We start from the raw sequence: 22,968 nt of genomic DNA, 5'->3' as shown, positions 1-22,968 counted from the left end.
ACCATGGGCCCATTGTTCGCGAGGCTGGTGGAGTCCAGCGACCCTGTACTGATGCGCCAGGCGCTGGCCTGGCTGTATGGTTTTGTGCGCCCGCACCGGCGTGCCATCGGCCTGCTGCTGGGCCTGTCGCTGGGTGCCTCGCTGCTGGCGCTGGCGCAGCCCTGGCTGGTCAAGACGCTGATCGACGAGGGGCTGCTGGCCAAGGACTACCAGACCCTCTGGCACATGGCGGCAATCATGATCGGGGCCGGGCTGCTCGGTACCGTGCTGGCCGGGGTCAACCGCTACCTGCATACGCGCTTGTCAGGGCGCATCCTGTTTGCCCTGCGCGATGACCTTTACCGCCATTTGCAGCAGTTATCGCCAACGTTCTACGGGCGACGGCGCATGGGCGACATTCTTTCGCGACTCGATGGCGATGTTGCCGAGATTCAGCGTTTTGCCGTGGACTCGTTGTTCTCGGCCGTGTCGGCGGTAATCGGCCTGGTGGGTGCAGTGGCGTTGATGCTGATGCTGTCGTGGCAGTTGTCGCTGCTGCTGGCGCTGCTGGTGCCGATCGAAGTGCTGTGGCTGCGCTGGATGCGGCGCAAGGTGGAGCGCGAAGTGCGCAACCTGCGTGAGCGCTCGGCAGATGTGTCGTCGTTCCTGGTCGAGACGTTGCCCGCCATGAAGTTCATTCAGGCGGCCGGCCAGCAAGGCCGTGAGGCAGGGCGGCTGGACCAGCTGGGCCAGGGCTACATGCACCAGCTGCTCAAGGTGCAGGTGACCGAGTTCTTCACCCAGGCCATCCCGGGTACGCTGACCTCGTGGTGCCGCGCCTGCGCGTTTCTGGTGGGCGGTTGGTGGGTCATCCAGGGCACCTGGCAACTGGGTGCATTGATCGCGTTTTCCACCTACATGGGCATGGCTGTAGGGCCGGTGCAGAGCTTGCTTGGCCTGTATGTGGCGGTGCAGCGCATGGCCGTGAGCCTGGGCCGGGTAATGGAGCTGAAGCAGGAGGCGGTGGCGGTGCGCCCCGCTGCCAATCCGCAGCCTATGCCTGAAGGGCCAGGCGAGTTGCAGCTTGAAGGGGTGGGTTTTGCCCATGAAGGGCGCCAGGGTGCGGTGCTGAGCAACGTGCATGTGCGCGTACCGGGCGGCCTGAAGGTGGCCATCAGCGGCGCCTCGGGGGTGGGCAAGTCGACCCTGATCGACCTGCTGCAGCGCTTTTACGACCCGGATGACGGGCGTATTTTGCTGGATGGCACCGACCTGCGCGAGCTGGACCTGGCCGCGTTGCGCAGGCGCATCGCGGTGGTCAGCCAGGACATCGTACTGTTCCGTGGCACGCTGGCGCAGAACCTTGCCTACGGTGTGCCCGAGGCCAGTCGTGATGAACTGGAACGGGTAGTGCGCCTGGCACGCCTGGATAGCCTGGTCGACAGCCTGCCGCTGGGTTTGGACGGCCTGCTGGGCGAGCGTGGCCAGCAGTTGTCGGGCGGGCAGAAGCAACGTATCGCCATCGCCCGTGCGGTGCTGCAGGCCCCGGCGATCCTGGTGCTGGACGAGGCCACTTCGGCAGTGGACGAAGCCACCGAGCGTGAAGTGATCGCCGCCATCGACCAGTTGTTTGCCGGCCGCACGCGCATCCTGATCAGCCACCGGGCTTCGACACTGGCCGATGCCGACCTGCACTTGCGGCTGCATGATGGCCAGTTGCAGGTGCTGCCGCAGGAGGTCATCAGGCATGGGCTCTGACGTGCGCGTTGGCATCATCGACAGTGGCTGCTCGCTGGAGCAGGCCAACGGTTTGCTTGGCGCCCGGCGCTTCTGGCTGGAAGACGGCCAGTTGCGTGAAGGCGCAATGCTGCCCGACCAGCTCGGGCATGGCAGTGCGGTACTTGCCGGCCTGGAACGCGAAGCCGGTGCGGTACCGTTGCTGATGGCCCAGGTGTTCGGTGACCAGGCCAGCACCAGCGCCTTGCAGGTGGCGGCCGCGCTGCTGTGGCTGGTGGAGGCCGGGGCCACGCTGGTCAACCTCAGCCTGGGGTTGCAGCAGGACCGGCCCGTGCTGCACCAGGCCTGTGCCGAAGCGCTGGCGGCTGGCGTGCTGTTGTGTGCATCCAGCCCGGCGCAGGGCGGGCCGGTGTACCCGGCTAGCTACCCTGGGGTGCTGCAACTGACCGGAGACGCGCGTTGCGCGCCCGGCGAGTGGTCCTGGCTTGGTACCCGGCAGGCGGATTTTGGCGGTTATGTTGGTACGGGCGGCAGAGCAGGTGCGAGCCTGGGCTGTGCGGCGTTGAGCGGGAGGATTGCTGCTTTGCTGCGTGACGAGCCGGGTATGGATCGCCAGCAGATCCATGCCTGGTTACGCGATCACGCGGCGTTTAGCGGCCCTGAGCGGCGGGGGGCGAGCCATGGCTGAGCCGCGCATCGTGGTGCTGGGCGCCGGCCCTGCGGGTGCGGCCACGGCCATTGGCCTGCGGCGGCTGGGCCATAGCGTGACGGTGGTGTCCGAGTGGCGCCGTTTCGCGGCGGTTGAGGGGGTTTCGCAGCGGGTGCTGGAGGGCATGCGGCATGCGGGCCTCGGCGGGGCCTTGAGCCAGGCGGCCATGCCGGCTACCCGGCAGGTGCACTGGAATGGCCAGCGCCTGCACATGAACCAGGAATTTTTGCTCGACCGACAACGGTTTGACCGGGCGCTGCGCGACGACCTTCAGCGTGCAGGCGTGCACATGGTCGAGGGGCGCGTGCGTGAGGTGCTGCACGAGGGCGGTCATCGTGTTCGTCTGGACGATGGGCAGGTACTGGTCGCTGATTTCCTCGTCGAGGCTCGCGGCCGCCAGGCACCGCTGGCCGCAGACCGTTTGCGCGGGCCGGAGACAGTCAGCCTGCTGAATGCCTGGCAAGCGAGCCCGGGGGCGCCTGCCTCGGCAGTGGAGAGCCTGGAGGATGGTTGGGCGTGGATGGCGCGGCTCGAGGATGGCCGCTGTTACTGGCAGATCACGCTGGACGCCGCTGGGCTACCGGGCAAGGCCGGGCTGGCAGACTACTGCGTGGCGCGGCGTGGCCTTAGCGCGCTGGTGGCCGAACTGTTCGATGCCCAGGCGTTGATGCCGGCAGAGGTGCATGCTCGCAGCAGTACCGCGATTCTGGCCGGGGAATGCGTTGGGCAGGACTGGATACGGGTGGGTGATGCCGCGATGGCGGTTGACCCGCTGTCGGGCAACGGCATTTTCCAGTCGCTGTCTTCGGCGTTGCAGGCACCGGTGGTGGTCAACACGTTGCTGCGCAAGCCCGAGCGGGCTGCGTTGGCGGGTCAGTTTCACCAGCAGCGGGTCGAGCAGCTGTTCTTGCGTTTTGCCCGGATCGGGCGGGATTTCTACGCGCAAGAGCAGGCGCGCGCAGGGCAGCCGTTCTGGGGGCGGCGGCAAGGCTGGCCGGATGCGCAGCCGTTGCATAAGGCTGCGGATTGGAACGCAGTGCGGGTCGAGCGGCGGCCGGTACTGCGTGATGGGCTGGTGGACGAAGCCGAGGTGGTGGTGACGGCGGATCAGCCGTTGGGGGTGTGGCATTTGCAGGGGGTGGAGTTGGCGCCTGTGGTGCGGGAAGTGCGTAGCGGCCGACCGGTTGAGGCCGTGTTGTCTGGCTTGGCGGGTGAGCAGCAGATGATGGTGCGGCGCTGGTTGTTGGAGCAGGGGTTGGTTTGAGATTGCCGGGGCCGCGTTGCGGCCCATCGCAGGCAAGCCAGCTCCCACAGGTACTGCGCAAGACCCAGGGTTTGCACTGTTCCTGTGGGAGGTTCTATGGTTTCTGGCAAGGGCATCAGGGTTGCCGGGTGCTCGCCACGGCATCTTCAGCGCCTTTGAGATCGAGCGCCGCGCGGGCGGCGCTCGATCTCACACGCGCCGCATATCTTGTGGCCAACCCCTGTCAGCCCTGATGCGATCCCTGTGGGAGCTGGCTTGCCTGCGATGGGCTGCAAAGCAGCCCCACAGTCTCGAATCAGAAGAAGGTGCCGACGATGAGTTGCAGATAGGTCCCGGTGTCCGTCCCCCCCAATTGCGTCCCACCGTTGGCCGCACTACGCTCCGGTTTGTAGAACCCCACCACGGGGCTGATCAGCAGGTGGTCGTTGACCATCCATTCCACATACAGGTCCAGCTCCCGCCCGCCGAGGTTACCCTGGTCGGTGTCCAGCGTGTCGAAGTCGAAGTACAGCGCGCCAACGGTCAGGTTGTCCCTTGGCTTGCCCTTCAACGCCACATGGTGCACCTGGCTGTTCTTGTTGAACGGCCCGGCATAGTTGGCCGCCACTTCACCCTGGAACCAGGTGCCATAGCCGCGGCTCAGGCCATAGAACAACGGGTCGAAGCCCTCGGAAAAGCGGCTGAAGCGGTAGGTCGCAGTCGGTGTCCAGGGCAGCTCGGAGAACGTCCAGTTGCCCTCCAGGTACCAGGCGTTCTCGCGCCCGCCGGTCTTGTCCTGGGTCACGTACTCGGCGGCCAGTTCCAGGTCTTTTACGCCGAGGTTGCCGCGCCCGCGCAGGCTGGCGGTGTCCATGCCGTCGCGGTGCTCCAGGCCCATGATCTGCGCGTAGCGCTGGTCTACATCGAGGCCGCGGATCCAGCTGAGGCCGACGGTGCCGTTGTCGCCGACATGCTCCAGGTTGGCCACCGCCATTGAGGTGTCGGCCTGGTAATGGTTGTCGGACTTCAACCACATCAGGTCGCCGCGCCAGCCTTGGTTGCCGCCCAGGCGCAGCACGGCGGTGCGGTCGAAGGCTTTGCGGGCCGCCAGGTAGTAGGCGCCGCCGCGGTCGAAGTTGGCGCCCAGGTCGACCTTGCCCAGGTTTACCGGGTCACCCTGGATCAGGAAGCCATCGCCCAGTGTGACTACCTGGCGGCCGCCGGAAATGTCCACGCCGTCTTCGCCCAGTGCCGGGAACAGGTTGCTTGAGCGCCAGCCCAGGTACAGGTCTTCGATGGCGGTGCGGCGCTCGTCGCCCAGGGTCAGGCCGGCGGCATCGCCGTCGCCCCAGGTGGCGGAGCTGAGCAGGCTGAAGGCGCCGTAGAGGGCACCGGCATCGGGCACGGCCTGGCTGCCGCTCAGGCCGTACTTGATGTAGCCCTCCTGCCAGGCGGTGCTGCCGGGCTGGCGGTTGCCGGCCTGGTTGAAGCTTTCGTCGCTGTGGAAGACGCCGAACAGGGCTTCGAGGTCGGCGTTGAGGGTGGTGCCGTTTTGGTTGTACAGCTCGTAGGCCTGGGTGGCGGGGGCGGTCAGCAACAGGGCCAATGTGCAGGCGAGTGTGTGCTTCATGGTTTTGCTCCATGGTTTTTTATTGTTGTTTTTGTATTGCCTGTGCTGGCCCTATCGCCGGCAAGCCAGCTCCCACAAGTACGACACAGGACCAAAGGGCAGTGGCGACCTGTGGGAGCGGGCGAGCCCGCGAAGAGGCCAGGTCAGGAGAGTGATCAGAGCTTGATCAACACCGACTTGAGCTCGGTGTAATGCTCGATGGCCGCCGCCCCCATTTCACGGCCGACGCCAGACATCTTGTAGCCACCAAACGGCAGCGCCGGGTCCAGCGCGCTGTGGCAGTTGACCCACACCGAGCCCGACTTGATGCGCGGGATCATGCGGTGCACGGCGGCCAGGTCGTTGGACCAGATGCTTGCACCCAACCCATAGGGGTTGTCGTTGGCCATGCCGATCACCTCGTCCAGGTCATCGAACGGCATGGCCACCAGCACCGGCCCGAAGATTTCTTCCTGCACCAGGCGGTGGCGCTGGTCGACATCGACGATCACCGTCGGCTTGACGAAGTAACCTGGGCCAAAGCCTTCGCCACCGCAGGCGATGGTCGCACCCAGTTCGCGGCCAAGTTCGATGTAGCCGGTAACACGGTCCTGTTGCTTGGCCGAGATCAACGGCCCCATCTGCACGGCCGGGTCCAGCCCGCTACCCAGCTTCATGCCGTTGGCGATGCCGGCGATGTCGGCTACCACGTTGTCGAAGTGCTTGCGGTGCACGTACAGCCGTGAGCCGGCGCAGCACACCTGGCCCTGGTTGAAGAAGATTGCCGTGGCCGCACCGGCAGCGGCTTCCTGCAGGTTGGCGTCGGGCATGACGATGGTCGGCGACTTGCCGCCCAGCTCCAGGGTGACGCGGGTCATGTTGTCCATGGCCGCCTTGCCGATCAGCTTGCCGACCTCGGTGGAGCCGGTGAAGGTCAGTTTGTCCACGCCGGGGTGGCGGCTGAGCGCGGCGCCGGCATTCAGGCCGGTACCGGTGACCACGTTGAACACACCGGCCGGGTAGCCGGCCTCGTCTACCAGTTCGGCCAGCTTGAGCACGCTCAGCGGTGTTTCGTCAGCCGGCTTGAGCACCACGGTGCAGCCGGTGGCCAGTGCCGGGCCGAGCTTCCAGCAGGCCAGCAGCAACGGGAAGTTCCAGGCGACGATGGCGCCGACCACGCCGACAGCTTCACGGCGCACAAAGCCGTGGAACTGGTCGTTGGGCATCAACGGCATGGAGGCTTCGACGGTGCTACCCTCGATCTTGGTGGCCCAGCCAGCCATATAGCGCAGGAAGTCGATGGCCAGTTGCACGTCCATCACCTGGGCCACGGCGGCGCTCTTGCCGTTGTTCAGGCATTCCAGCTCGGCCAGCTGGCGGGCGTCGCGCTCCATCAGGTCGGCCAGGCGCCACAGCAGGTTCTGGCGTTCGCGCGGGCGCAGGCGGCTCCACGGCGAATCGTCGAAGGCCTGGCGTGCTGCGCGTACGGCGCGGTCGACGTCTTCGGCTTCGGCGGCAGGCACTTCACCCAGCACTTCGCCGGTGGCCGGGTTGCGGAACGACAGGGTGTGACCGCTGGCGGCGTCCTGCCAGTCGGCGCCGATGCGCATCTTCAGCTTGCGTTCGAGAAAGGCGCGGGTGGCGGGCAGGATGGGCAGGTCGGAAAGCATGGGGCTGTGCCTCTTGTCATTGGATGTGACGGGCACTGGCGCAAGGCGCGTGCCAAGCGTGTGCATTGCGCGCAAGGTATTGAACGGGCTGGGTTTTGCCTGGGTGCAAGGTCGTCATTGCAGGGTTGCGCTGTTGCACATTGAGACGGTGTGAGACGGTGGTGACACAGTGGCTGTACCGGCCTCTTCGCGGGCGCGCCCGCTCCCACAGGTAATGCACGAGCTTGAAACCGGTGAGTTTCCTGTGGGAGCGGGCATGCCCGCGAAGGCCTGCGCAGCAGGCCCTGTCTCAACATGAAACACCCTGTCGCGAAATAGCACGGTGCAATTGGCCATGTTTGCTTCCGACCAAGCCCGGGAAACCACCTAAAAGCCTGAAAGGCAACACTTTTACAACATCTGGCACAGTTCCTGTATCACAACCGTCACATGCACACCTGCTGTACCAAAGCGTGCGAAAAACGATAAGAACAACAACCGTGGAGGTCTGACCTTGAAGACGACTCGACTCCGGCGGCATGCGGGCAAACTGGCGCTGGTCGCCGCCGCGCTGCTGAGCACCCAGGCCATGGCGGCCGAGCAGGGCCCGAGCCTGTTGCAGAACAAGTGCATGGGGTGCCATATCCCCGAAGGCAACGATACCTACAGCCGTATCAGCCACCAGCGCAAAACCCCGGAAGGCTGGCTGATGAGCATCGCCCGGATGCAGGTGATGCACGGCCTGCAGATCAGCGACGACGACCGTCGCACGCTGGTCAAGTACCTGGCCGACAAGCAAGGCCTGGCGCCCAGCGAAACCGATGGTGTGCGCTACGCCATGGAGCGCCGGTTGAACACTGTCGAGCACTTCGACACCCAACTCAGCGAAACCTGTGGCCGTTGCCACTCCGGTGCCCGCGTCGCCTTGCAGCGCCGCCCGGCCAAGGAATGGGAGCACCTGGTCAACTTCCACCTTGGCCAATGGCCGTCCCTCGAATATCAGGCCCAGGCGCGGGACCGAGACTGGCTGCCGATTGCCTTGCAGCAAGTGGTGCCGGAACTGGCCAGGCGCTACCCGCTGGAAAACGCGGCGTGGGCCGAATGGCAGAAAGCCAAACCCAAGGCCGACGCATTGCCGGGGCAGTGGGCGTTCAGCGGTCGCATGCTGGCCAAAGGCGATGTGCGTGGGGTGATGAGCGTCACAGCGGCCGAGGGCGACACCTTCAAGGTTGAGGTCAAGGGCGCCTATGCCGACGGTACGCCGTTCAACGGCAGTGGCACGGCGATCCTGTACAACGGCTACGAGTGGCGCGGCAACGTCAAGGTTGGCGACACCAACCTGCGCCAGGTATTCGCGGCGCTGGATGGCGAAATGAAAGGCCGCATGTTCGAGGCCGAGCACGACGAGCGTGGGCTGGACTTCACCGCTGCGAAGGAAGGCAAGGCACGCCTGCTGGCAGTACAACCCGCGTTTATCAAGGCCGGTGGCGAAAGCGAAATCACCCTGGTGGGCAGCGGCCTGGACGGCAAGCCCGACCTGGGCGCTGGCGTGGAAGTGACCGAGGTGCTGGAGCAAACCCCAACCCTGGTGCGGGTCAAGGCCCGCGCTGCGGCAGACGCCACGCCTGGCCAGCGCGAAGTTGCGGTTGGCGCGCTCAAGGGCGTCAACCTAGCGGTGTACGACAAGGTTGATGAAGTGAAGGTAGTGCCGGCGTTCTCCATTGCCCGCATTGGCGAGAACGGCGCTTCGGTACCGAAAGTGCAAGGCCGCTTCGAGGCTGAAGCCTGGGGTAAGGACGCCAGTGGGCAGCCCCTGCGCATCGGCTACCTGCCGGCCACCTGGAAGGTTGAGCCGTTCAACGAGCGTGCGGTCGAGGACGAAGACGTCAAGTTCGCCGGCAAGATGCAGGCCGATGGCGTGTTCGTACCAGGCGGCGCTGGCCCCAACCCTGAGCGCAAGATGATGACCAACAACGCTGGCAACCTGAAGGTCATCGCCACGCTGGCCGACGGTGGCCAGACCGGCGAAGGGCACATGATCGTCACCGTTCAGCGCTGGAACAACCCGCCACTGCCGTAACGGCAGGGCGCAACGGTTTTCCAACGGATCGATTATCGGGAGGTCGCCATGGGCGCACTACTTAATCTTGTCGAGCGCAACCTGCACGAAGTTCAGGTCGACGCCGACCGCATGCTGTTCCATATCCCCAGCAGTTCGCTGTTCACCGCCGATGCGGTAACCGGCGGCATCATCGACACCCTGCGCCAGCAGGGCTGTTCGGCCGAGGAGCTGATGCTTCGCCTTGGCCAGCAGTTTGCCAGCAACGATATCCAGGACACCCTGCGCGAGCTGATCGCGCTGGAACTGGTCAGCGACGGTTCGCCGCTGACCCCGGAAATCGCCCTCAAGCGGGTCGAGCGCACGGCACTGAATACCGTGGTGCTCAACGTCAACACCGGGTGCAACCTCAGCTGCACCTACTGCTACAAGGAAGACCTGGACAAGCCGTCAGCCGGCAAGAAGATGAGCACCGCCACCGCCGAGGCCTCGGTGGAAATGCTGCTCAAGGAATCGCCCGACGAAGAGCGCTACAGCGTGGTGTTCTTCGGTGGCGAGCCATTGTCCAACCGGCCGCTGATCGAGCACATGGTGGCCTACTGCGAGCGGCGGTTCGCCGAGGCGGGCAAGCAGGTAGAGTTCATCATGACCACCAATGCCACGCTGCTGACCGAAGAGATCATTGACTGGCTCAATGCCCACCGCTTCGGCCTGTCGATCAGCATCGACGGCCCCAAGACCGTGCACGACCGCAACCGCATCACCGTGGGCGGGCAGGGCACCTATGACGTAGTGCGACGCAAGGCTGACCTGCTGCTGTCGCGTTACAACAGTCGCCCGGTGGGCGCGCGGGTGACCTTGACCCGCGGCATTACCGATATCGAGACCATCTGGAACCACCTGTTCAACGAAATGGGCTTTGCCGAAGTCGGCTTTGCCCCGGTCACCTCCGGCGACATGGCCGACTTCAACCTCACCGGCGAAGAACTGGTAGAAGTTTTCGCCAACATGAAGGCGCTGGGCCGCCGTTACCTGGAAGCTGCGCTGGAGCACCGCAACATCGGCTTCTCCAACCTGCATCAGCTGATCACCGACATTCACGAGGGCCACAAGAAGGCCCTGCCGTGCGGTGCCGGGCTGAAAATGCTGGCGGTGGACCACAAGGGCGAGTTGAACCTGTGCCACCGTTTCACCGGCTCCAACCTGCCGACCTTTGGCAATGTGCACCAGGGTGTGAAGCAGGTAGAGCTCAACGACTTCCTGTCGCAGCGCCTGGACCGCAGCAACACCGGCTGCGAGAGCTGCCGCATCCGCAACCTGTGCTCTGGCGGCTGCTACCACGAAAGCTACGCCCGCTACGGCGACCCGCAGCACCCGACCTATCACTATTGCGAACTGATGCGCGACTGGGTCGACTTCGGCATTGAAGTCTACAGCCGCATCATGGCCGCCAACCCGGCCTTCATCGACCGCTACATCACCCCGCGGAAGGCGCACTGACATGAAGCACTTGAAGCCCCTGAACAACAAGGCGCGCATCCTTGAACAAGCCGCCGCCGAAGACCGCGTGGAAGAAGTCATGGCCATGAGTGCGGTGGCAGGCTGCACCGCCACCACCGACCCGGGTTGGGAAGTGGATGCCTTTGGCGGTGTGAGTTCGCTGTGCCAGCCGATGGAAGCCGACCTGTATGGCTGCTCCGACCCTTGCTGGTGGCCGGCCCAGGTGCCGGACATGATGAGCACCTATCAGGACTGGAACGCCCAGGCGACCAACTCGGCGGATGACTGGCGCAACCTCGGCACTGTGTTCCCGAAAGACAAGTGACCGGCCCAACAAGAATGACAAGGGGAAACCGCATGAAAGCTGGACGCTGCGCGCAACTCGCGCTCACCATCGCCGCCACGGCTTGCGCCGGGCTGGCGCAGGCCGACGACACCGGGCCGGCGCTGAAGGCAGGGCACGAATACATGATCGTGACCAACTACCCGAACAACCTGCATGTGGTCGATGTGGCCAGTGACACGGTCTACAAAAGCTGCAAGATGCCCGACAGGTTCGGCCCCGGTACCGCGATGATGGCGCCGGACAACCGTACCGCCTATGTGCTGAACAACCATTACGGCGACATCTACGGCATCGACCTGGACACCTGCAAGAATACCTTCCGGGCCAACCTGTCGAGCGTGGCCGGTGAAGTGGGCCGGTCGATGTACTCGTTCGCCATCAGCCCGGACGGCAAGGAAGTGTACGCCACGGTCAACCCGACCCAGATGCTGAACGACCACTACGTGGTCAAGCCACCGCGGCTGGAGGTGTTCAGCACCGCCGACGGGTTGCAGGCCAAGCCGGTGCGTACCTTCCCGATGCCGCGCCAGGTGTACCTGATGCGCACCGCCGACGATGGCACGCTGTATTTCGCCGGGCCGGACATCTACAAGATGGACGTGAAGACCGGCAAGTACACGGTGGCCTTGCCACTGCGCAACTGGAACCGCAAGGGCTACAGCGCCCCGGACGTGCTGTATTTCTGGCCGCACCAGAACCCGCGCCACGAGTTCTCGATGTTGTACACCATCGCCAGATTCAAGGATGAGAAGCAGGACCCGAACGAGGCCGAGCTGCTGTACGGCTACCTGAGCGTAGACCTGAAGACCGGCAAGACCCATACCCAGGAGTTTGCCGACCTGACCGAGCTGTACTTCACCGGCCTGCGCTCGCCCAAGGACCCGAACCAGATCTACGGCGTGCTCAACCGCCTGGCCAAGTACGACATCAAGCAGCGCAAGCTGATCAAGGCGGCTAACCTTGAGCACACCTACTACTGCGTCACCTTCGACAAGAAGGGCGACAAGCTGTACCTGGGCGGCACTTTCAACGATTTGGCGGTGTTCAACCCGGATACGCTGGAGAAGGTGAAGAACATCAAGTTGCCGGGTGGTGACATGTCTACCACCACACCGCAGGTGTTTATCCGCTAGACCGGCGTTGCCCTCTTCGCGGGCTTGCCCGCTCCCACAGGTACTGCACAGTCCTTGAAACCTGTGTGGTATCTGTGGGAGCGGGCAAGCCCGCGAAGAGGCCGGCCCGGACAACACAAAAACAACAAGAGAACGCCCATGCCCCAGCCAAGCTACTCCCAGGGCGACCAGGCCAAAGCCCTGCTCAGCCAATGCATCGGCGATGCCTTCGACACCACCGTCGCCCGCTTCCCCGACCGCGAAGCCCTGGTGGTCCGCCATCAGTCCCTGCGCTACACCTGGCAGCAACTGGCCGAGGCCGTCGACCAACACGCCCGCGCCCTGCTGGCCCTGGGCGTGCAACCCGGCGACCGCCTGGGTATCTGGGCGCCCAACTGCGCCGAGTGGTGCGTCACCCAATTTGCCAGTGCCAAGGTTGGCGCGATCCTGGTCAACATCAATCCGGCCTACCGCTCCAGCGAACTGGACTATGCCCTCGGCCAGTCCGGCTGCCGCTGGGTGATCTGCGCCGATGCGTTCAAGACGTCCGATTACCACGCCATGCTGCTGGGCCTGATCCCGGGGCTTGCCAGCGGCCAACCGGGCGCGCTGACTTGCGAACGGTTCCCCGAGCTACGCGGCGTGGTCAGCCTGGCCGTTGCGCCACCGCCGGGGTTTCTGGCCTGGCACGCGTTGCAGGCCCGCGCCGAAGCTGTCAGCCCTGAGGCCCTGGCCGAGCGCCAGGCACAACTGCACTGCGACGACCCGATCAATATCCAGTACACCTCGGGCACCACCGGTTTTCCCAAGGGTGCCACCCTCAGCCACAGCAACATCCTCAACAACGGCTATATGGTCGGCGAAAGCCTGGGCCTGACCGAGCACGACCGGCTGGTGGTACCGGTGCCGCTGTACCACTGCTTCGGCATGGTCATGGCCAACCTTGGCTGCATGACCCACGGCAGCACGCTGATCTACCCCAACGATGCCTTCGATCCGTTGGCCACATTGCGTGCGGTGGCGGAAGAAAAGGCCACGGCGCTGTACGGCGTGCCAACCATGTTCATCGCCGAACTGGACCACCCGCAGCGGGGCGAATTCGACCTGTCGAGCCTGCGCACCGGGATCATGGCCGGTGCCACGTGCCCAATCGAAGTAATGCGCCGGGTGATTGGCGAGATGCACATGGCCGAAGTGCAGATTGCCTATGGCATGACCGAAACCAGCCCGGTGTCGCTGCAAACCGGGCCTGACGATGACCTGGAACGCCGGGTGACCAGCGTCGGCCGCACCCAGCCACGTTTGGAAAGCAAGGTGGTCGACGCCGACGGCAACACCGTGCCACGTGGCGAGATAGGTGAACTGTGCACCCGCGGCTACAGCGTGATGCTCGGTTACTGGAACAACCCCAAGGCCACGGCTGAAAGCATCGATGAAGATGGCTGGATGCACACCGGCGACCTTGCCGTGATGGACGAGCAGGGGTACGTGCGCATTGTCGGGCGTAGTAAAGACATGATCATCCGCGGCGGCGAGAACATCTACCCGCGTGAACTGGAAGAGTTCTTCTTCACCCACCCGGCGGTGGCGGATGTGCAGGTGATTGGCGTGCCGTGCAGCAAATACGGCGAAGAGATCGTGGCCTGGGTGCGGCTGCATCCAGGGCATAGTGCCAGTGAGGATGAGTTGCGCGAGTGGGCGAGGGCGCGGATTGCGCATTTCAAGGTGCCCAGGTACTTCCGCTTTGTCGACGAGTTCCCGATGACCGTGACGGGCAAGGTGCAGAAGTTCAGGATGCGTGAGATCAGTGTCGAGGAATTGTCTGCACGGTGATGTATTGCCTGTGCGGGCCTCTTCGCGGGCAAGCCCGCTCCCACAGGGACCGCACAGGATCTGAAGTCGGTGCAGTACCTGTGGGAGCGGGCTTGCCCGCGAAGAGGCCCGCACAGGCGGCAGATGACTTCAGCCTTGCAGCAACTCCGGGCTGTTGAAATTGCTCAACCGGCGATCGCCTTCTGCACATTCCAGCGCCTGGACCTGGTCGCGCAGCAAGGCCTTCTGCAAACTCCGCTCCCCCTCGGCCCAGGCCTGTTGCAGCACCGGCAGCACCCGCCGCGGCAGCACACTGAACATCGGTTGCCAATACCCACCCTGGCGCACCATGGCCGCACTGTCATTGGCCACTGCCAACCGCAGCAGATCTTCGATCAACACCCCGTCAACCAGCGGTGCATCGCAAGCCAGCAGCACCACCCAGTCATGCCGTGCCACATTGAGCCCGGCAATCACCCCCGCCAGTGGCCCGGGGAAGTCCGCGTCGGCATCGCCCACCAACTGGTCGGCATAGGCGCGGTAGACGTCCTGGTTGCGGTTGCAGGAAATCACCAGGTCATCAGTGAGTGGCCTTACGGTGCGGTGCATGTGCGCGATCAAGGGTTCGCCCTGCCAGTCCACCAGGCCTTTGTCACGCCCACCCATGCGTTGGCCACGGCCTCCAGCGAGAATCAGGGCTGAGCTGGTAGGCAAGGATGTGGTCATGGTTGCAGTTCCAGGTTAGGGCAGGTGGCAACCCTCCCATGGCCGGCAAGCGTTGTCCAGCAAGCGGGCTTACGGTTTGCACCCGCCTGACATTTTTGCCAGTTGTGCCGGGCGCCCCTTCTCCCTTCAATACAGTTGGAACCTTGGCATTGCGACGGTGCCAAGGCCGATAACAAGGAGAAGACTTTTGAACAAATCGGAACTGGTAGATGCCGTGGCAGAGGCTGCGGATGTGAGCAAGGCAAAGGCACTGAAGGTGGTCGATGTCTTTATCGATACAGTCAAGGCAACGCTAAGCGCACGCGAGAATGTGGCCCTGGTGGGCTTTGGTACCTTTTCAACTGCACACAGGAAAGAGCGGATCGGCAGAAACCCGCGAACGGGCGAGGCGTTGAAGATTGCCGCTGCGAACAAAGTCAAATTCACGGCCGGTAAAAAATTCAAGGACGCCGTCCAACTCTACGAGCACCCCGGTCAGAAGCCTAAACCAAGCAAATGACCGGAAAGGGGACCGGAGCCTGATGCCAGTCAGGCCAGTTGGGGCTGCTTCGCAGCCCATCGCCGGCAAGCCAGCTCCCACCCCGACTGCAATGAATTCAAGCCATGCGCCGAACTTGTGGGAGCCTGGCTTGCCGGCGATGGGCCGCAACGCGGCCCCAGATTCCTTGATTGGCTGGCGTCAGGCCGGAGCCTCCTCGCCCGTGGTTTCTGTTTTGCCCTTGCCCGCCAACCGCATCACCACTACAAAAAACACCGGCACGAACACCACCGCCAGGGTAGCGCTGAGCATGCCGCCGATCACCCCGGTGCCGATGGCCTGCTGGCTGGCCGAGCTGGCGCCGCTGGCGATGGCCAGGGGGACCACGCCAAGGATGAACGCCAGCGAGGTCATCACGATGGGCCGCAGGCGCAGGCGGGCGGCCTGCACGGCGGCGTCGGCGGCGTCCACGCCCTGGTCAACCAGATGCTTGGCGAACTCGATGATCAGGATGGCGTTTTTCGCCGACAGGCCGATCAGGGTGATAAGCCCCACCTTGAAGAACACGTCGTTGGGCATGCCGCGCAGGGTCACGGCCAGCACCGCACCCAGCACGCCGAGTGGTACCACCAATAGCACGGCGGTGGGAATCGACCAGCTTTCGTACAGCGCCGCCAGGCACAGGAACACCACCAGCAGTGACAGTGCCATCAGCAGGGGGGCCTGGCTGCCGGACAAGCGCTCCTGCAGCGACAGGCCGGTCCATTCCAGGCCGGTGCCCGGCGGTAGCTGGGCCACCAGTCGCTCGACCTCGGCCATGGCTTCGCCCGAGCTGTAGCCAGCTGCCGGCTCGCCCGAAATCGACACCGCCGGGTAGCCGTTGTAGCGGGTCAACTGCACTGGCCCACTGACCCATCTGGCCTGGACGAATGCGCCCAGTGGCACCATCTTGCCACTGTTGTTGCGCACGTGGATTTTCAGCAAGTCTTCGACCTGGCTGCGCTGGTCGCCTTCGGCCTGTACCACCACGCGCTGCATGCGGCCCTGGTTGGGGAAGTCGTTGACGTAGCTGGAGCCCACTGCAACATCGAGTACCGAGCCGATATCGGCGAACGACACCCCCAAGGCATTGGCCTGGCGGCGGTCGATTTCCAACTGCACCTGCGGGCTTTCGGCCAGCGATGCTTCGCGCACGTTGGTCAGCACCTTGCTTTTGCCAGCGTTGGCCAGCAACGTGTCACGGGCAGCCATCAGCTCGGCGTGGCCCATGCCGCCCCGGTCCTGCAGGCGGAACTCGAAGCCGGTCGACTCGCCCAGGCCGTCGATAGGCGGCGGCAATACCGAGAACGCCACGGCGTCCTTCAGCTGGGAGAAGGCCGCGCTGGCGCGGTCGGCAATCGACTGGGCGCTGTCGTCGGCACCGCGCTCGGACCAGTCCTTGAGGGTGGTAAAGGTCAGGGCCGCGTTTTGCCCGCTGCCGGAGAAGCTGAAGCCGAGAATCACGGTGGTGTTGCCTACGCCCGGCTCTTCGGCGTTGTGCGCCTCGATTTGCGCAGCCACCTGTTCCGTGCGCATGCGGCTTGCGCCTGGCGGCAGCTGGATATCGGTGATGGTATAGCCCTGGTCTTCGGTGGGCAGGAACGCCGTGGGCAACTGGCTGAAGCCATAGCCCAACACCGCCAGCAGCACCGCGTACACCAGCAGGTAACGGCCGCTACGCTCGAGCGCCTGCATTACCCAGCGTTGATAGCCGTTGCTCATGCTTTCGAAGCGGCGGTTGAACCAGCCGAAGAAGCCTTTGCGTTCATGGTGCTCGCCCTTGGCCACCGGCTTGAGCAGGGTGGCGCACAGCGCCGGGGTAAGGCTCAGGGCCAGGAATGCCGAGAACAGGATCGACACCGCCATCGACACTGAGAACTGTTGGTAGATCACCCCCACCGAGCCTTGCATGAAGGCCATGGGCAGGAACACTGCCACCAGCACCAGGGTGATGCCGACGATCGCACCGCTGATCTGGCCCATGGCCTTGCGCGTTGCTTCCTTGGGCGGCAGGCCTTCTTCGGCCATGATTCGCTCGACGTTTTCCACCACCACGATGGCGTCGTCGACCAGGATGCCGATGGCCAGTACCATGCCGAACAGGGTCAGCACGTTGACCGAGAAGCCCATGGCCAGCATCACCGCGAAGGTACCCATCAGCGCCACCGGCACCACCAGGGTAGGGATCAGGGTGTAGCGCAGGTTCTGCAGGAACAGGAACATCACCGCGAACACCAGCAGCATGGCTTCGAACAGGGTGGTAATGACTTGTTCGATCGACACCTTGACGAACGGCGAAGTGTCATAGGGGATGTCGTACTTGACGCCTTCCGGGAAGTACCGCGCCAGCTCCTGCATTTTTGCCCGTACCAGAGTGGCGGTTTCCATGGCGTTGGCGCCTGGCGAGAGCTGCACGCTGAAAGCAGTGGCCGGCTTGCCGTTCAGGCGCGTGCCGTACTGGTATTCCTGGGCGCCGATTTCGACACGGGCGACATCCCCGACGGTTACCGTGGAGCCATCGAGGTTGGCGCGCAGCACAATGGCGGCAAACTCCTCGGGGGTGCTCAGCTGGCCCTTGACCACCACGTTGGCGGTGATTTCCTGGGTGCTGCGGCTGGGCAGGTCGCCGATGCTGCCAGGCGCGACCTGGGCGTTCTGCGCGGCGATGGCCTCGGCCACGTCGTTGGGCGTGAGGTTGAAGCCGATCAGCCTGGCTGGGTCGATCCAGATACGCATGGCGCGTTCCGAACCATACAGCTGGGCCTTGCCGACGCCCTTGATGCGGCGGATCTCGTCCATCACGTTGCGCGCAAGAATGTCCGACAGTGCGGTTTCGTCAAGCTTGCCGTCTTCGGAGGTAAGGGTGCCCAGCAGCAGGAAGCCGGTGGACACCTTTTCTACCTGCAAGCCCTGCTGGGTGACCGGGCGCGGCAGGCGCGACTCAACCACCTTCAGGCGGTTCTGCACGTCGACCTGGGCCAGGTCCGGGTTGGTACCCGGGGCGAAGGTGGCGGTGATGGTGGCGCTGCCCAGGCTGCTCTGCGACTCGAAGTACAGCAGGTTGTCGGCGCCGTTGAGCTCCTGCTCGATCAGGCTGACCACGCTTTCGTCCATGGTCGCCGCCGAGGCGCCCGGGTAAACGGCGTAGATTTCCACCTGCGGCGGGGCCACGTTGGGGTACTGGGCCACCGGCAACTGCGGGATGGCCAGTGCTCCGGCCAGCAGGATGAACAGTGCAACCACCCAGGCGAACACCGGGCGGTCGATGAAGAATTGCGGCATGAATCAGGCCCTCACTGGCCGTTGTGCTGTGCGATGGGCGCTGTGCCTGATGCGTTGTCGACCGTCACCTGGTCACCGGCCTTGACATGTTGCAGGCCCTCGACCACCACCTGTTCACCGGGGGCCAGGCCTTCGCTGACGACCCAGCGGTCGCCCTGGGCGCTGCCCAATACCACCTGGCGGTCGCTGACTCGGGCTTGCTGGTCGACCACCAACACCTTAGGCACACCGGCACTGTCACGCAGGATGGCCCGCTGCGGCACGCTCAGGCCCTGGGGCTGCACGGCCTGTTCCAGGCGTACGCGCACGTAGCTGCCGGGCAGCAGGTCGAGGTCCGGGTTGGGGAACTCGCTGCGCAGGGTGATCTGGTTGGTGCTGGGGTCGACACTGATGTCGGAGAACAGTAGTTTGCCCGGCAGCGGGTAGGCGCTGCCATCGTCCTGGATCAGCGTGGCGCGGGCCTGGCCGTCGCCCACCTGCTGCAACTCGCCGGCGCGCAAGGCGCGGCGCAGGGCGTTGAGCTCGCGGGTGGACTGGGTAACGTCGGCGTGGATCGGGTCCAGTTGCTGGATGGTCGCCAGCGGGGTGCTTTCGTTTTGCCCGACCAGTGCGCCCTCGGTGACCAGGGCACGACCGATGCGGCCGGAAATCGGCGCGGTGACGGTGGCGTAGCCGAGGTTCAGGCGGGTGCGCTCCAGGGCAGCCTTGGCGGCGGCCACATCGGCGTCGGCTTGCAGGAAGCTGGCTTTGGCGTTGTCGTACTCCTGGCGGCTGACGGCTTTGTCGTCGACCAGTTCGCGGTAGCGTTGCTCTTGCAGGCGCGCCTGGTACAGGGTGGCCTCGGCTTTGGACAGGGTGGCGCGGGCGCTGTCGTGGTCGGCCTTGAACGGCGCCGGGTCGATCAGGAACAGCACATCACCTTGCTTGACGTCGCTGCCCTCGCGGTAGACGCGCTTGAGCACCACGCCTGCGACACGCGCACGTACTTCGGCGGTACGCGGGGCCAGGATACGACCACTGAGTTCGCTGCTGATGGCCAGGGGCTGCAATTGCAGGGTTTCTACCCGCACCTGCGGGGTGGGGGCCTGTTCGTCCTGTTCGGCGCTGTCGCCGCAGCCTGCAAGGGACAGGCTCAAGAACGCCAGAAGCGCCACTGGGCGCAGACGAGGGGAGAGGATAGTAGGCATGCGGATCTTCCGATGATGACCGTGTGTATGGTACGGCAGGTGTTGGCTGAACGGCTGTTAACACCTGTAGGGGGAGTGTGAAAAAGTGTGAAGAATGATCCTGTCGAGTGGATGGGTTCTATATTCTGCGTAGACCTGTGCCGGCCCATTCGCGGGCAAGCCCGCTCCCACAGGGACCGCACAGCATCTGAAACCTGTGCTGTACCTGTGGGAGCGGGCTTGCCCGCGAAAGGGCCGGTGCAGGTTCACTCCAACCCAGACCCCAAGCGCCTATGCCGAATATTTTCCTGGTCGAAGACGACAGTGCCCTGTCCGAGCTGATCGCCAGCTACCTGCAACGCAATGACTTCCATGTCCAGGTGATCGCCCGGGGCGACCATGTGCTGGACGAATACCGTCGGCAAAAGCCCGACCTGGTCATTCTCGACCTGATGCTGCCGGGGATCGATGGCCTGCAACTGTGCCGGCTGTTGCGCCAGGAGTCACAGACCTTGCCCATCCTCATGCTGACCGCCCGTGACGACAGCCATGACCAGGTATTGGGCCTGGAAATGGGCGCTGACGACTACGTGACCAAACCTTGCGAACCCCGGGTGCTGCTGGCCCGCGTGCGTACCTTGCTGCGCCGCAGCAGTGTCAACGAGCCGCGCCTGGACAACGAGCTGATCCTGATCGGCGGCCTGCGCATCGACCTGGCCGAGCGCACGGTGAGCTGGCGCGGTGACGAGGTGGAGCTGTCCAGTGGCGAGTACAACTTGTTGGTAGTGCTGGCACGCAATGCCGGCGAGGTGATGAACCGTGACCGTATCCTGCAACAACTGCGCGGCATCGAGTTCAATGGCACCGATCGCTCCGTGGATGTGGCCATCTCCAAGCTGCGGCGCAAGTTCGACGATAACGCTGGCGAAGCGCGCAAGATCAAGACCGTGTGGGGCAAGGGTTATCTGTTCAGCCGCGTAGAGTGGGAGTGCTGACCGGCCATGCTCAAGATCCTGGTGCGGCTGTACCTGGTGATCATCGTTGCCTATGCCGGTGCGTTGCTGTTCATCCCTGACACCATCGTCGGGCTGTTTCGCGACCGCTTCATGGCCTACAACCTGGACCAGGCCAAGGGCGTGCAATCGCTGATCGTGCGCCAGTTCCGCCAGGCCCCGCCCGAGCAGTGGCCAGCGGTGGCGCAGGAACTGGCGCGCGATTTCGCCCCGCTGGAGCTGCAACTGCTGCGCATGGACCAGGCCGAGCTGAGCGCCGAGGAGCAGGCGCGGCTGGAGCACGGCCTGTACGCGGTGCGCATTGCTGAGTGGGGCTACTACGAAACAGTGCTGGCACCGTTGGACAAGCAATGGCTGGTGCGCCTGCACTCACCGCCAGACCCGCTGGACATCAACGTGCTGTCATGGGGGGTAACCGTGCTGATCGGCGCGGCCATGCTGGGCTGCCTGCTGCTGTGGGTATGGCCGCACTGGCGCGACCTGGAGCGGCTGAAGGAAACCGCCCGGCGCCTGGGCCAGGGGCAGATGGCCGAGCGTACGCAGATTTCGCCGCATTCCAACATCGGTGAGCTGGCGGGGGTGTTCGACACCATGGCCAGCGACCTGGAGCGCCACGTCAACCAGCAACGCGAGTTGCTGAACGCGGTGTCGCACGAGCTGCGCACGCCACTGACCCGGCTGGATTTCGGCCTGGTGCTGTTGTTCGACGAGGTGCCGCCCGCCAGCCGCAAGCGCCTGCTGGAACTGGTGGGGCACGTGCGTGAGCTGGATGAACTGGTGCTGGAGCTGTTGTCCTATAGCCGCCTTTACAACGCCGACCAGGCCCGCGAGCGGGTCGAGGTGTCGTTGCTGGAGTTGGTCGACAGCGTGCTCGGTGGTTTTGCCGAAGAGCTCGATGGCCGCAACATCCGTTGGGAAGTGCAAGCCGAAGGCAACCTGCCCCGGTTTGTGCTGGACCCTCGGCTGACGGCGCGGGCGGTGCAGAACCTGGTGCGCAATGCCATGCGCTATTGCGATGAAAGCCTGTTGCTGCGCTTGCGTCTGGAGGGCGATGGCGCCTGCCTGCTGACGGTGGAGGATGACGGTATTGGCATACCCGTGGAGGAGCGGGAGCGGATTTTCCAGCCATTCTATCGGCTGGACCGCAGCCGCGACCGCAACACCGGTGGCTTTGGCCTGGGGCTGGCCATCAGCCGGCGAGCGATCGAGGGGCAGGGTGGGACCTTGACCGTGGCGCAGTCGGCATTGGGGGGGGCGCAGTTCCGCATTCGTTTGCCAGCGGGGTGAAGGGCTGCCTGCTAACCCTGTTCTGCCAACCGTGAAGTCCACAGCACAAACCGGTCCTTGCCGGTGTGCTTGGCTTCATACAGCGCCTGGTCGGCCTTGACCAACGCCATGGTCAAGGTATCGCCCGCGGTCACCTGCGCCAGGCCGATGCTGATGGTGACCGGGTGTGCGCCTGCATCATCACGCACTCTGCGCACCAACGCCTCCACCAACTGTTCGGCACCTTGCTGGTCCTGCCCTTCAAGAAAAATGGCGAACTCCTCGCCGCCCAGCCGGGCAAATTCAGAATCGACCATGGCCGCCTTGATATGCAGTGCCACGCGCTTGAGCACTTCGTCACCAATGTCGTGGCCGAAACGGTCGTTGACCTTCTTGAAGTTGTCGATGTCGACCATCGCCAGGTACTGCCCCGGGGTTGCCAGTTTCAGTTGTTGCTCCGCCTTGGTCATGAACGAGCGGCGGTTAGGGATTTCGGTCAACGCGTCGACATAAGCCTGCTCCAGTAGCACTTTGGACAGGTAGAAATTGTGCAGCTTGGCTTTGCGGATCTGCAGGTAGCTGTAGCTGACCAGGCCGCTGAGGAACACTGCATAGCTGATCAGCATGGCGCCTTCGAGTGCATCGGGTTCGATGCGGGTGTGGTAGAAGGGATTGAGTACTACCCAGGTGATGACCATGGCGCAGAAGAACGACCAGCGCCGCGTTGGCAACACCGACAAGGCATACAGCACGGTGGACACGCCGAGCACCAGCCACACCGGGCGCAGGGCCACCGGTATGCCTTCGATCACCAGGCGCATGCTCAAGGTGATGACGGCAATGAACAGCAGGTTGAGCACGTCGAAGTGATGGCTGCGCCGGGTGAAGCGCAGTACCACGGTCAGGCAACCGAGCAGGGCGATGAACACGTAGGACCGCCAGGTGAAACCCTGGTCGCCTAGGAAACTGACGATCAGGTCGAAGACCAGCCAGATCAGGATGCTGACGCAGAACACCAGCTGGCAGAACGGGCGCATGGACTCGAATTCGTGCTGGCGGAACTCGGCGCGCAGGGCGGCGGGGGCGACCTGCTTGCGGATGTGGGCTTCGATGGTCTTGAACATCGGTGGGCTCCTGAGACTACTGCTTGTCCAGGCCCGGCCTCTTCGCGGGCACGCCCGCTCCCACAGGGGTCGTACAGTATTCGAACGCTGTGGGGGACCTGTGGGAGCGGGCGTGCCCG

Annotated in this window: 17 protein-coding genes; 11 read left to right on the top strand and 6 right to left on the bottom strand. The window is 64.3% G+C overall.

Going from position 1 to position 22,968, the window contains the following annotated elements; all coding sequences use genetic code 11:
* Nucleotides 1-3: 3 nt before the first annotated feature.
* Genes ACIQUI_RS05890 through ACIQUI_RS05880 form a run of 3 tightly spaced genes read left to right on the top strand, consistent with a single transcriptional unit; the run spans nt 4 to nt 3,689 of the window.
* Nucleotides 4-1,737 carry an ABC transporter ATP-binding protein gene (locus ACIQUI_RS05890; protein WP_403195873.1) on the top strand — a complete coding sequence of 578 codons (1,734 nt, stop codon included), beginning with the start codon at nt 4-6 and terminating at the stop codon, nt 1,735-1,737.
* Nucleotides 1,727-2,404 carry a peptidase S8 and S53 subtilisin kexin sedolisin gene (locus ACIQUI_RS05885; RefSeq protein WP_403195870.1) on the top strand — a complete coding sequence of 226 codons (678 nt, stop codon included), beginning with the start codon at nt 1,727-1,729 and terminating at the stop codon, nt 2,402-2,404. Before ACIQUI_RS05890 ends, ACIQUI_RS05885 begins: the two co-directional genes overlap by 11 nt.
* On the top strand, nt 2,397-3,689 hold the full coding sequence (locus ACIQUI_RS05880; RefSeq protein ID WP_403195868.1) for an NAD(P)/FAD-dependent oxidoreductase: 1,293 nt from the start codon (nt 2,397-2,399) through the stop codon (nt 3,687-3,689). Before ACIQUI_RS05885 ends, ACIQUI_RS05880 begins: the two co-directional genes overlap by 8 nt.
* Nucleotides 3,690-3,984: 295 nt before the next feature.
* On the opposite strand, the gene ACIQUI_RS05875 is transcribed toward ACIQUI_RS05880, so the two are convergent.
* Nucleotides 3,985-5,298 (bottom strand): hypothetical protein, encoded by a 1,314-nt coding sequence (locus ACIQUI_RS05875; protein ID WP_403195865.1) that lies wholly within the window; start codon nt 5,296-5,298, stop codon nt 3,985-3,987.
* A gap of 155 nt (nt 5,299-5,453) precedes the next feature.
* On the bottom strand, nt 5,454-6,947 hold the full coding sequence (locus ACIQUI_RS05870) for an aldehyde dehydrogenase family protein (RefSeq protein WP_403195862.1): 1,494 nt from the start codon (nt 6,945-6,947) through the stop codon (nt 5,454-5,456).
* Nucleotides 6,948-7,440: 493 nt separating this feature from the next.
* On the opposite strand from ACIQUI_RS05870, the gene peaA reads away from it, so the two are divergent.
* From peaA to ACIQUI_RS05845, 5 genes are all read left to right on the top strand, one after another.
* On the top strand, nt 7,441-9,006 hold the full coding sequence (peaA, locus tag ACIQUI_RS05865; protein WP_403195859.1) for a quinohemoprotein amine dehydrogenase subunit alpha: 1,566 nt from the start codon (nt 7,441-7,443) through the stop codon (nt 9,004-9,006).
* Between the two features lie 48 nt (nt 9,007-9,054).
* Nucleotides 9,055-10,485 carry a quinohemoprotein amine dehydrogenase maturation protein gene (peaB, locus tag ACIQUI_RS05860; protein WP_403195856.1) on the top strand — a complete coding sequence of 477 codons (1,431 nt, stop codon included), beginning with the start codon at nt 9,055-9,057 and terminating at the stop codon, nt 10,483-10,485.
* A 1-nt stretch (nt 10,486) separates the two neighbouring features.
* Complete coding sequence (qhpC, locus tag ACIQUI_RS05855; RefSeq protein ID WP_012272119.1) at nt 10,487-10,810, top strand: quinohemoprotein amine dehydrogenase subunit gamma; 324 nt, start codon at nt 10,487-10,489, stop codon at nt 10,808-10,810.
* Between the two features lie 32 nt (nt 10,811-10,842).
* Nucleotides 10,843-11,964 (top strand): quinohemoprotein amine dehydrogenase subunit beta, encoded by a 1,122-nt coding sequence (peaD, locus tag ACIQUI_RS05850; RefSeq protein WP_403195854.1) that lies wholly within the window; start codon nt 10,843-10,845, stop codon nt 11,962-11,964.
* Nucleotides 11,965-12,102: 138 nt separating this feature from the next.
* Complete coding sequence (locus ACIQUI_RS05845; RefSeq protein ID WP_403195851.1) at nt 12,103-13,776, top strand: fatty acid CoA ligase family protein; 1,674 nt, start codon at nt 12,103-12,105, stop codon at nt 13,774-13,776.
* Nucleotides 13,777-13,905: 129 nt separating this feature from the next.
* On the opposite strand, the gene mobA is transcribed toward ACIQUI_RS05845, so the two are convergent.
* On the bottom strand, nt 13,906-14,481 hold the full coding sequence (gene mobA, locus ACIQUI_RS05840) for a molybdenum cofactor guanylyltransferase MobA (RefSeq protein WP_403195848.1): 576 nt from the start codon (nt 14,479-14,481) through the stop codon (nt 13,906-13,908).
* 187 nt (nt 14,482-14,668) lie between these two features.
* On the opposite strand from mobA, the gene ACIQUI_RS05835 reads away from it, so the two are divergent.
* Nucleotides 14,669-14,980: an HU family DNA-binding protein gene (locus ACIQUI_RS05835; RefSeq protein ID WP_403195845.1), complete on the top strand. Its 312-nt coding sequence runs from the start codon at nt 14,669-14,671 to the stop codon at nt 14,978-14,980.
* 180 nt (nt 14,981-15,160) lie between these two features.
* Here the strand turns inward: ACIQUI_RS05835 and ACIQUI_RS05830 are convergent, their stop codons facing one another.
* Both ACIQUI_RS05830 and ACIQUI_RS05825 read right to left on the bottom strand, forming a co-directional pair.
* Nucleotides 15,161-18,280 carry a multidrug efflux RND transporter permease subunit gene (locus ACIQUI_RS05830; protein WP_403195843.1) on the bottom strand — a complete coding sequence of 1,040 codons (3,120 nt, stop codon included), beginning with the start codon at nt 18,278-18,280 and terminating at the stop codon, nt 15,161-15,163.
* Nucleotides 18,281-18,291: 11 nt separating this feature from the next.
* Nucleotides 18,292-19,467, bottom strand: a complete 1,176-nt coding sequence (locus ACIQUI_RS05825) for an efflux RND transporter periplasmic adaptor subunit (protein ID WP_403195841.1) — start codon at nt 19,465-19,467, stop codon at nt 18,292-18,294.
* A gap of 272 nt (nt 19,468-19,739) precedes the next feature.
* Here ACIQUI_RS05825 and ACIQUI_RS05820 point away from each other — a divergent pair, with 272 nt between their 5' ends.
* The gene (locus tag ACIQUI_RS05820; protein WP_403195838.1) at nt 19,740-20,441 is read left to right on the top strand and encodes a response regulator; all 702 of its coding nucleotides are present in this window, start codon (nt 19,740-19,742) and stop codon (nt 20,439-20,441) included.
* 6 nt (nt 20,442-20,447) lie between these two features.
* On the top strand, nt 20,448-21,746 hold the full coding sequence (locus ACIQUI_RS05815; protein ID WP_403195835.1) for an ATP-binding protein: 1,299 nt from the start codon (nt 20,448-20,450) through the stop codon (nt 21,744-21,746).
* 11 nt (nt 21,747-21,757) lie between these two features.
* Here ACIQUI_RS05815 and ACIQUI_RS05810 read toward each other — a convergent pair whose 3' ends face one another.
* Nucleotides 21,758-22,849, bottom strand: coding sequence for a diguanylate cyclase domain-containing protein (locus tag ACIQUI_RS05810; RefSeq protein WP_403195834.1), 1,092 nt, complete (start codon nt 22,847-22,849; stop codon nt 21,758-21,760).
* Nucleotides 22,850-22,968 lie beyond the last annotated feature (119 nt).

Origin of the sequence: Pseudomonas sp. NPDC090592, assembly GCF_044769185.1 — a bacterium.
In the GTDB taxonomy this organism is placed as follows: Bacteria; Pseudomonadota; Gammaproteobacteria; order Pseudomonadales; family Pseudomonadaceae; genus Aquipseudomonas.
Note: the sequence above shows the minus strand (reverse complement) of the source record. Positions and strands in the feature narration are given on the sequence as shown.

What these genes read in the sequence shown, in the direction of transcription:
- ACIQUI_RS05890 (WP_403195873.1), top strand. Translation starts at nt 4, where the DNA reads ATGGGCCCATTGTTCGCGAGGCTGGTGGAGTCCAGCGACCCTGTACTG.
- ACIQUI_RS05885 (WP_403195870.1), top strand. Translation starts at nt 1,727, where the DNA reads ATGGGCTCTGACGTGCGCGTTGGCATCATCGACAGTGGCTGCTCGCTG.
- ACIQUI_RS05880 (WP_403195868.1), top strand. Translation starts at nt 2,397, where the DNA reads ATGGCTGAGCCGCGCATCGTGGTGCTGGGCGCCGGCCCTGCGGGTGCG.
- ACIQUI_RS05875 (WP_403195865.1), bottom strand. Translation starts at nt 5,298, where the DNA reads ATGAAGCACACACTCGCCTGCACATTGGCCCTGTTGCTGACCGCCCCC.
- ACIQUI_RS05870 (WP_403195862.1), bottom strand. Translation starts at nt 6,947, where the DNA reads ATGCTTTCCGACCTGCCCATCCTGCCCGCCACCCGCGCCTTTCTCGAA.
- peaB (WP_403195856.1), top strand. Translation starts at nt 9,055, where the DNA reads ATGGGCGCACTACTTAATCTTGTCGAGCGCAACCTGCACGAAGTTCAG.
- qhpC (WP_012272119.1), top strand. Translation starts at nt 10,487, where the DNA reads ATGAAGCACTTGAAGCCCCTGAACAACAAGGCGCGCATCCTTGAACAA.
- peaD (WP_403195854.1), top strand. Translation starts at nt 10,843, where the DNA reads ATGAAAGCTGGACGCTGCGCGCAACTCGCGCTCACCATCGCCGCCACG.
- ACIQUI_RS05845 (WP_403195851.1), top strand. Translation starts at nt 12,103, where the DNA reads ATGCCCCAGCCAAGCTACTCCCAGGGCGACCAGGCCAAAGCCCTGCTC.
- mobA (WP_403195848.1), bottom strand. Translation starts at nt 14,481, where the DNA reads ATGACCACATCCTTGCCTACCAGCTCAGCCCTGATTCTCGCTGGAGGC.
- ACIQUI_RS05830 (WP_403195843.1), bottom strand. Translation starts at nt 18,280, where the DNA reads ATGCCGCAATTCTTCATCGACCGCCCGGTGTTCGCCTGGGTGGTTGCA.
- ACIQUI_RS05825 (WP_403195841.1), bottom strand. Translation starts at nt 19,467, where the DNA reads ATGCCTACTATCCTCTCCCCTCGTCTGCGCCCAGTGGCGCTTCTGGCG.
- ACIQUI_RS05820 (WP_403195838.1), top strand. Translation starts at nt 19,740, where the DNA reads ATGCCGAATATTTTCCTGGTCGAAGACGACAGTGCCCTGTCCGAGCTG.
- ACIQUI_RS05815 (WP_403195835.1), top strand. Translation starts at nt 20,448, where the DNA reads ATGCTCAAGATCCTGGTGCGGCTGTACCTGGTGATCATCGTTGCCTAT.
- ACIQUI_RS05810 (WP_403195834.1), bottom strand. Translation starts at nt 22,849, where the DNA reads ATGTTCAAGACCATCGAAGCCCACATCCGCAAGCAGGTCGCCCCCGCC.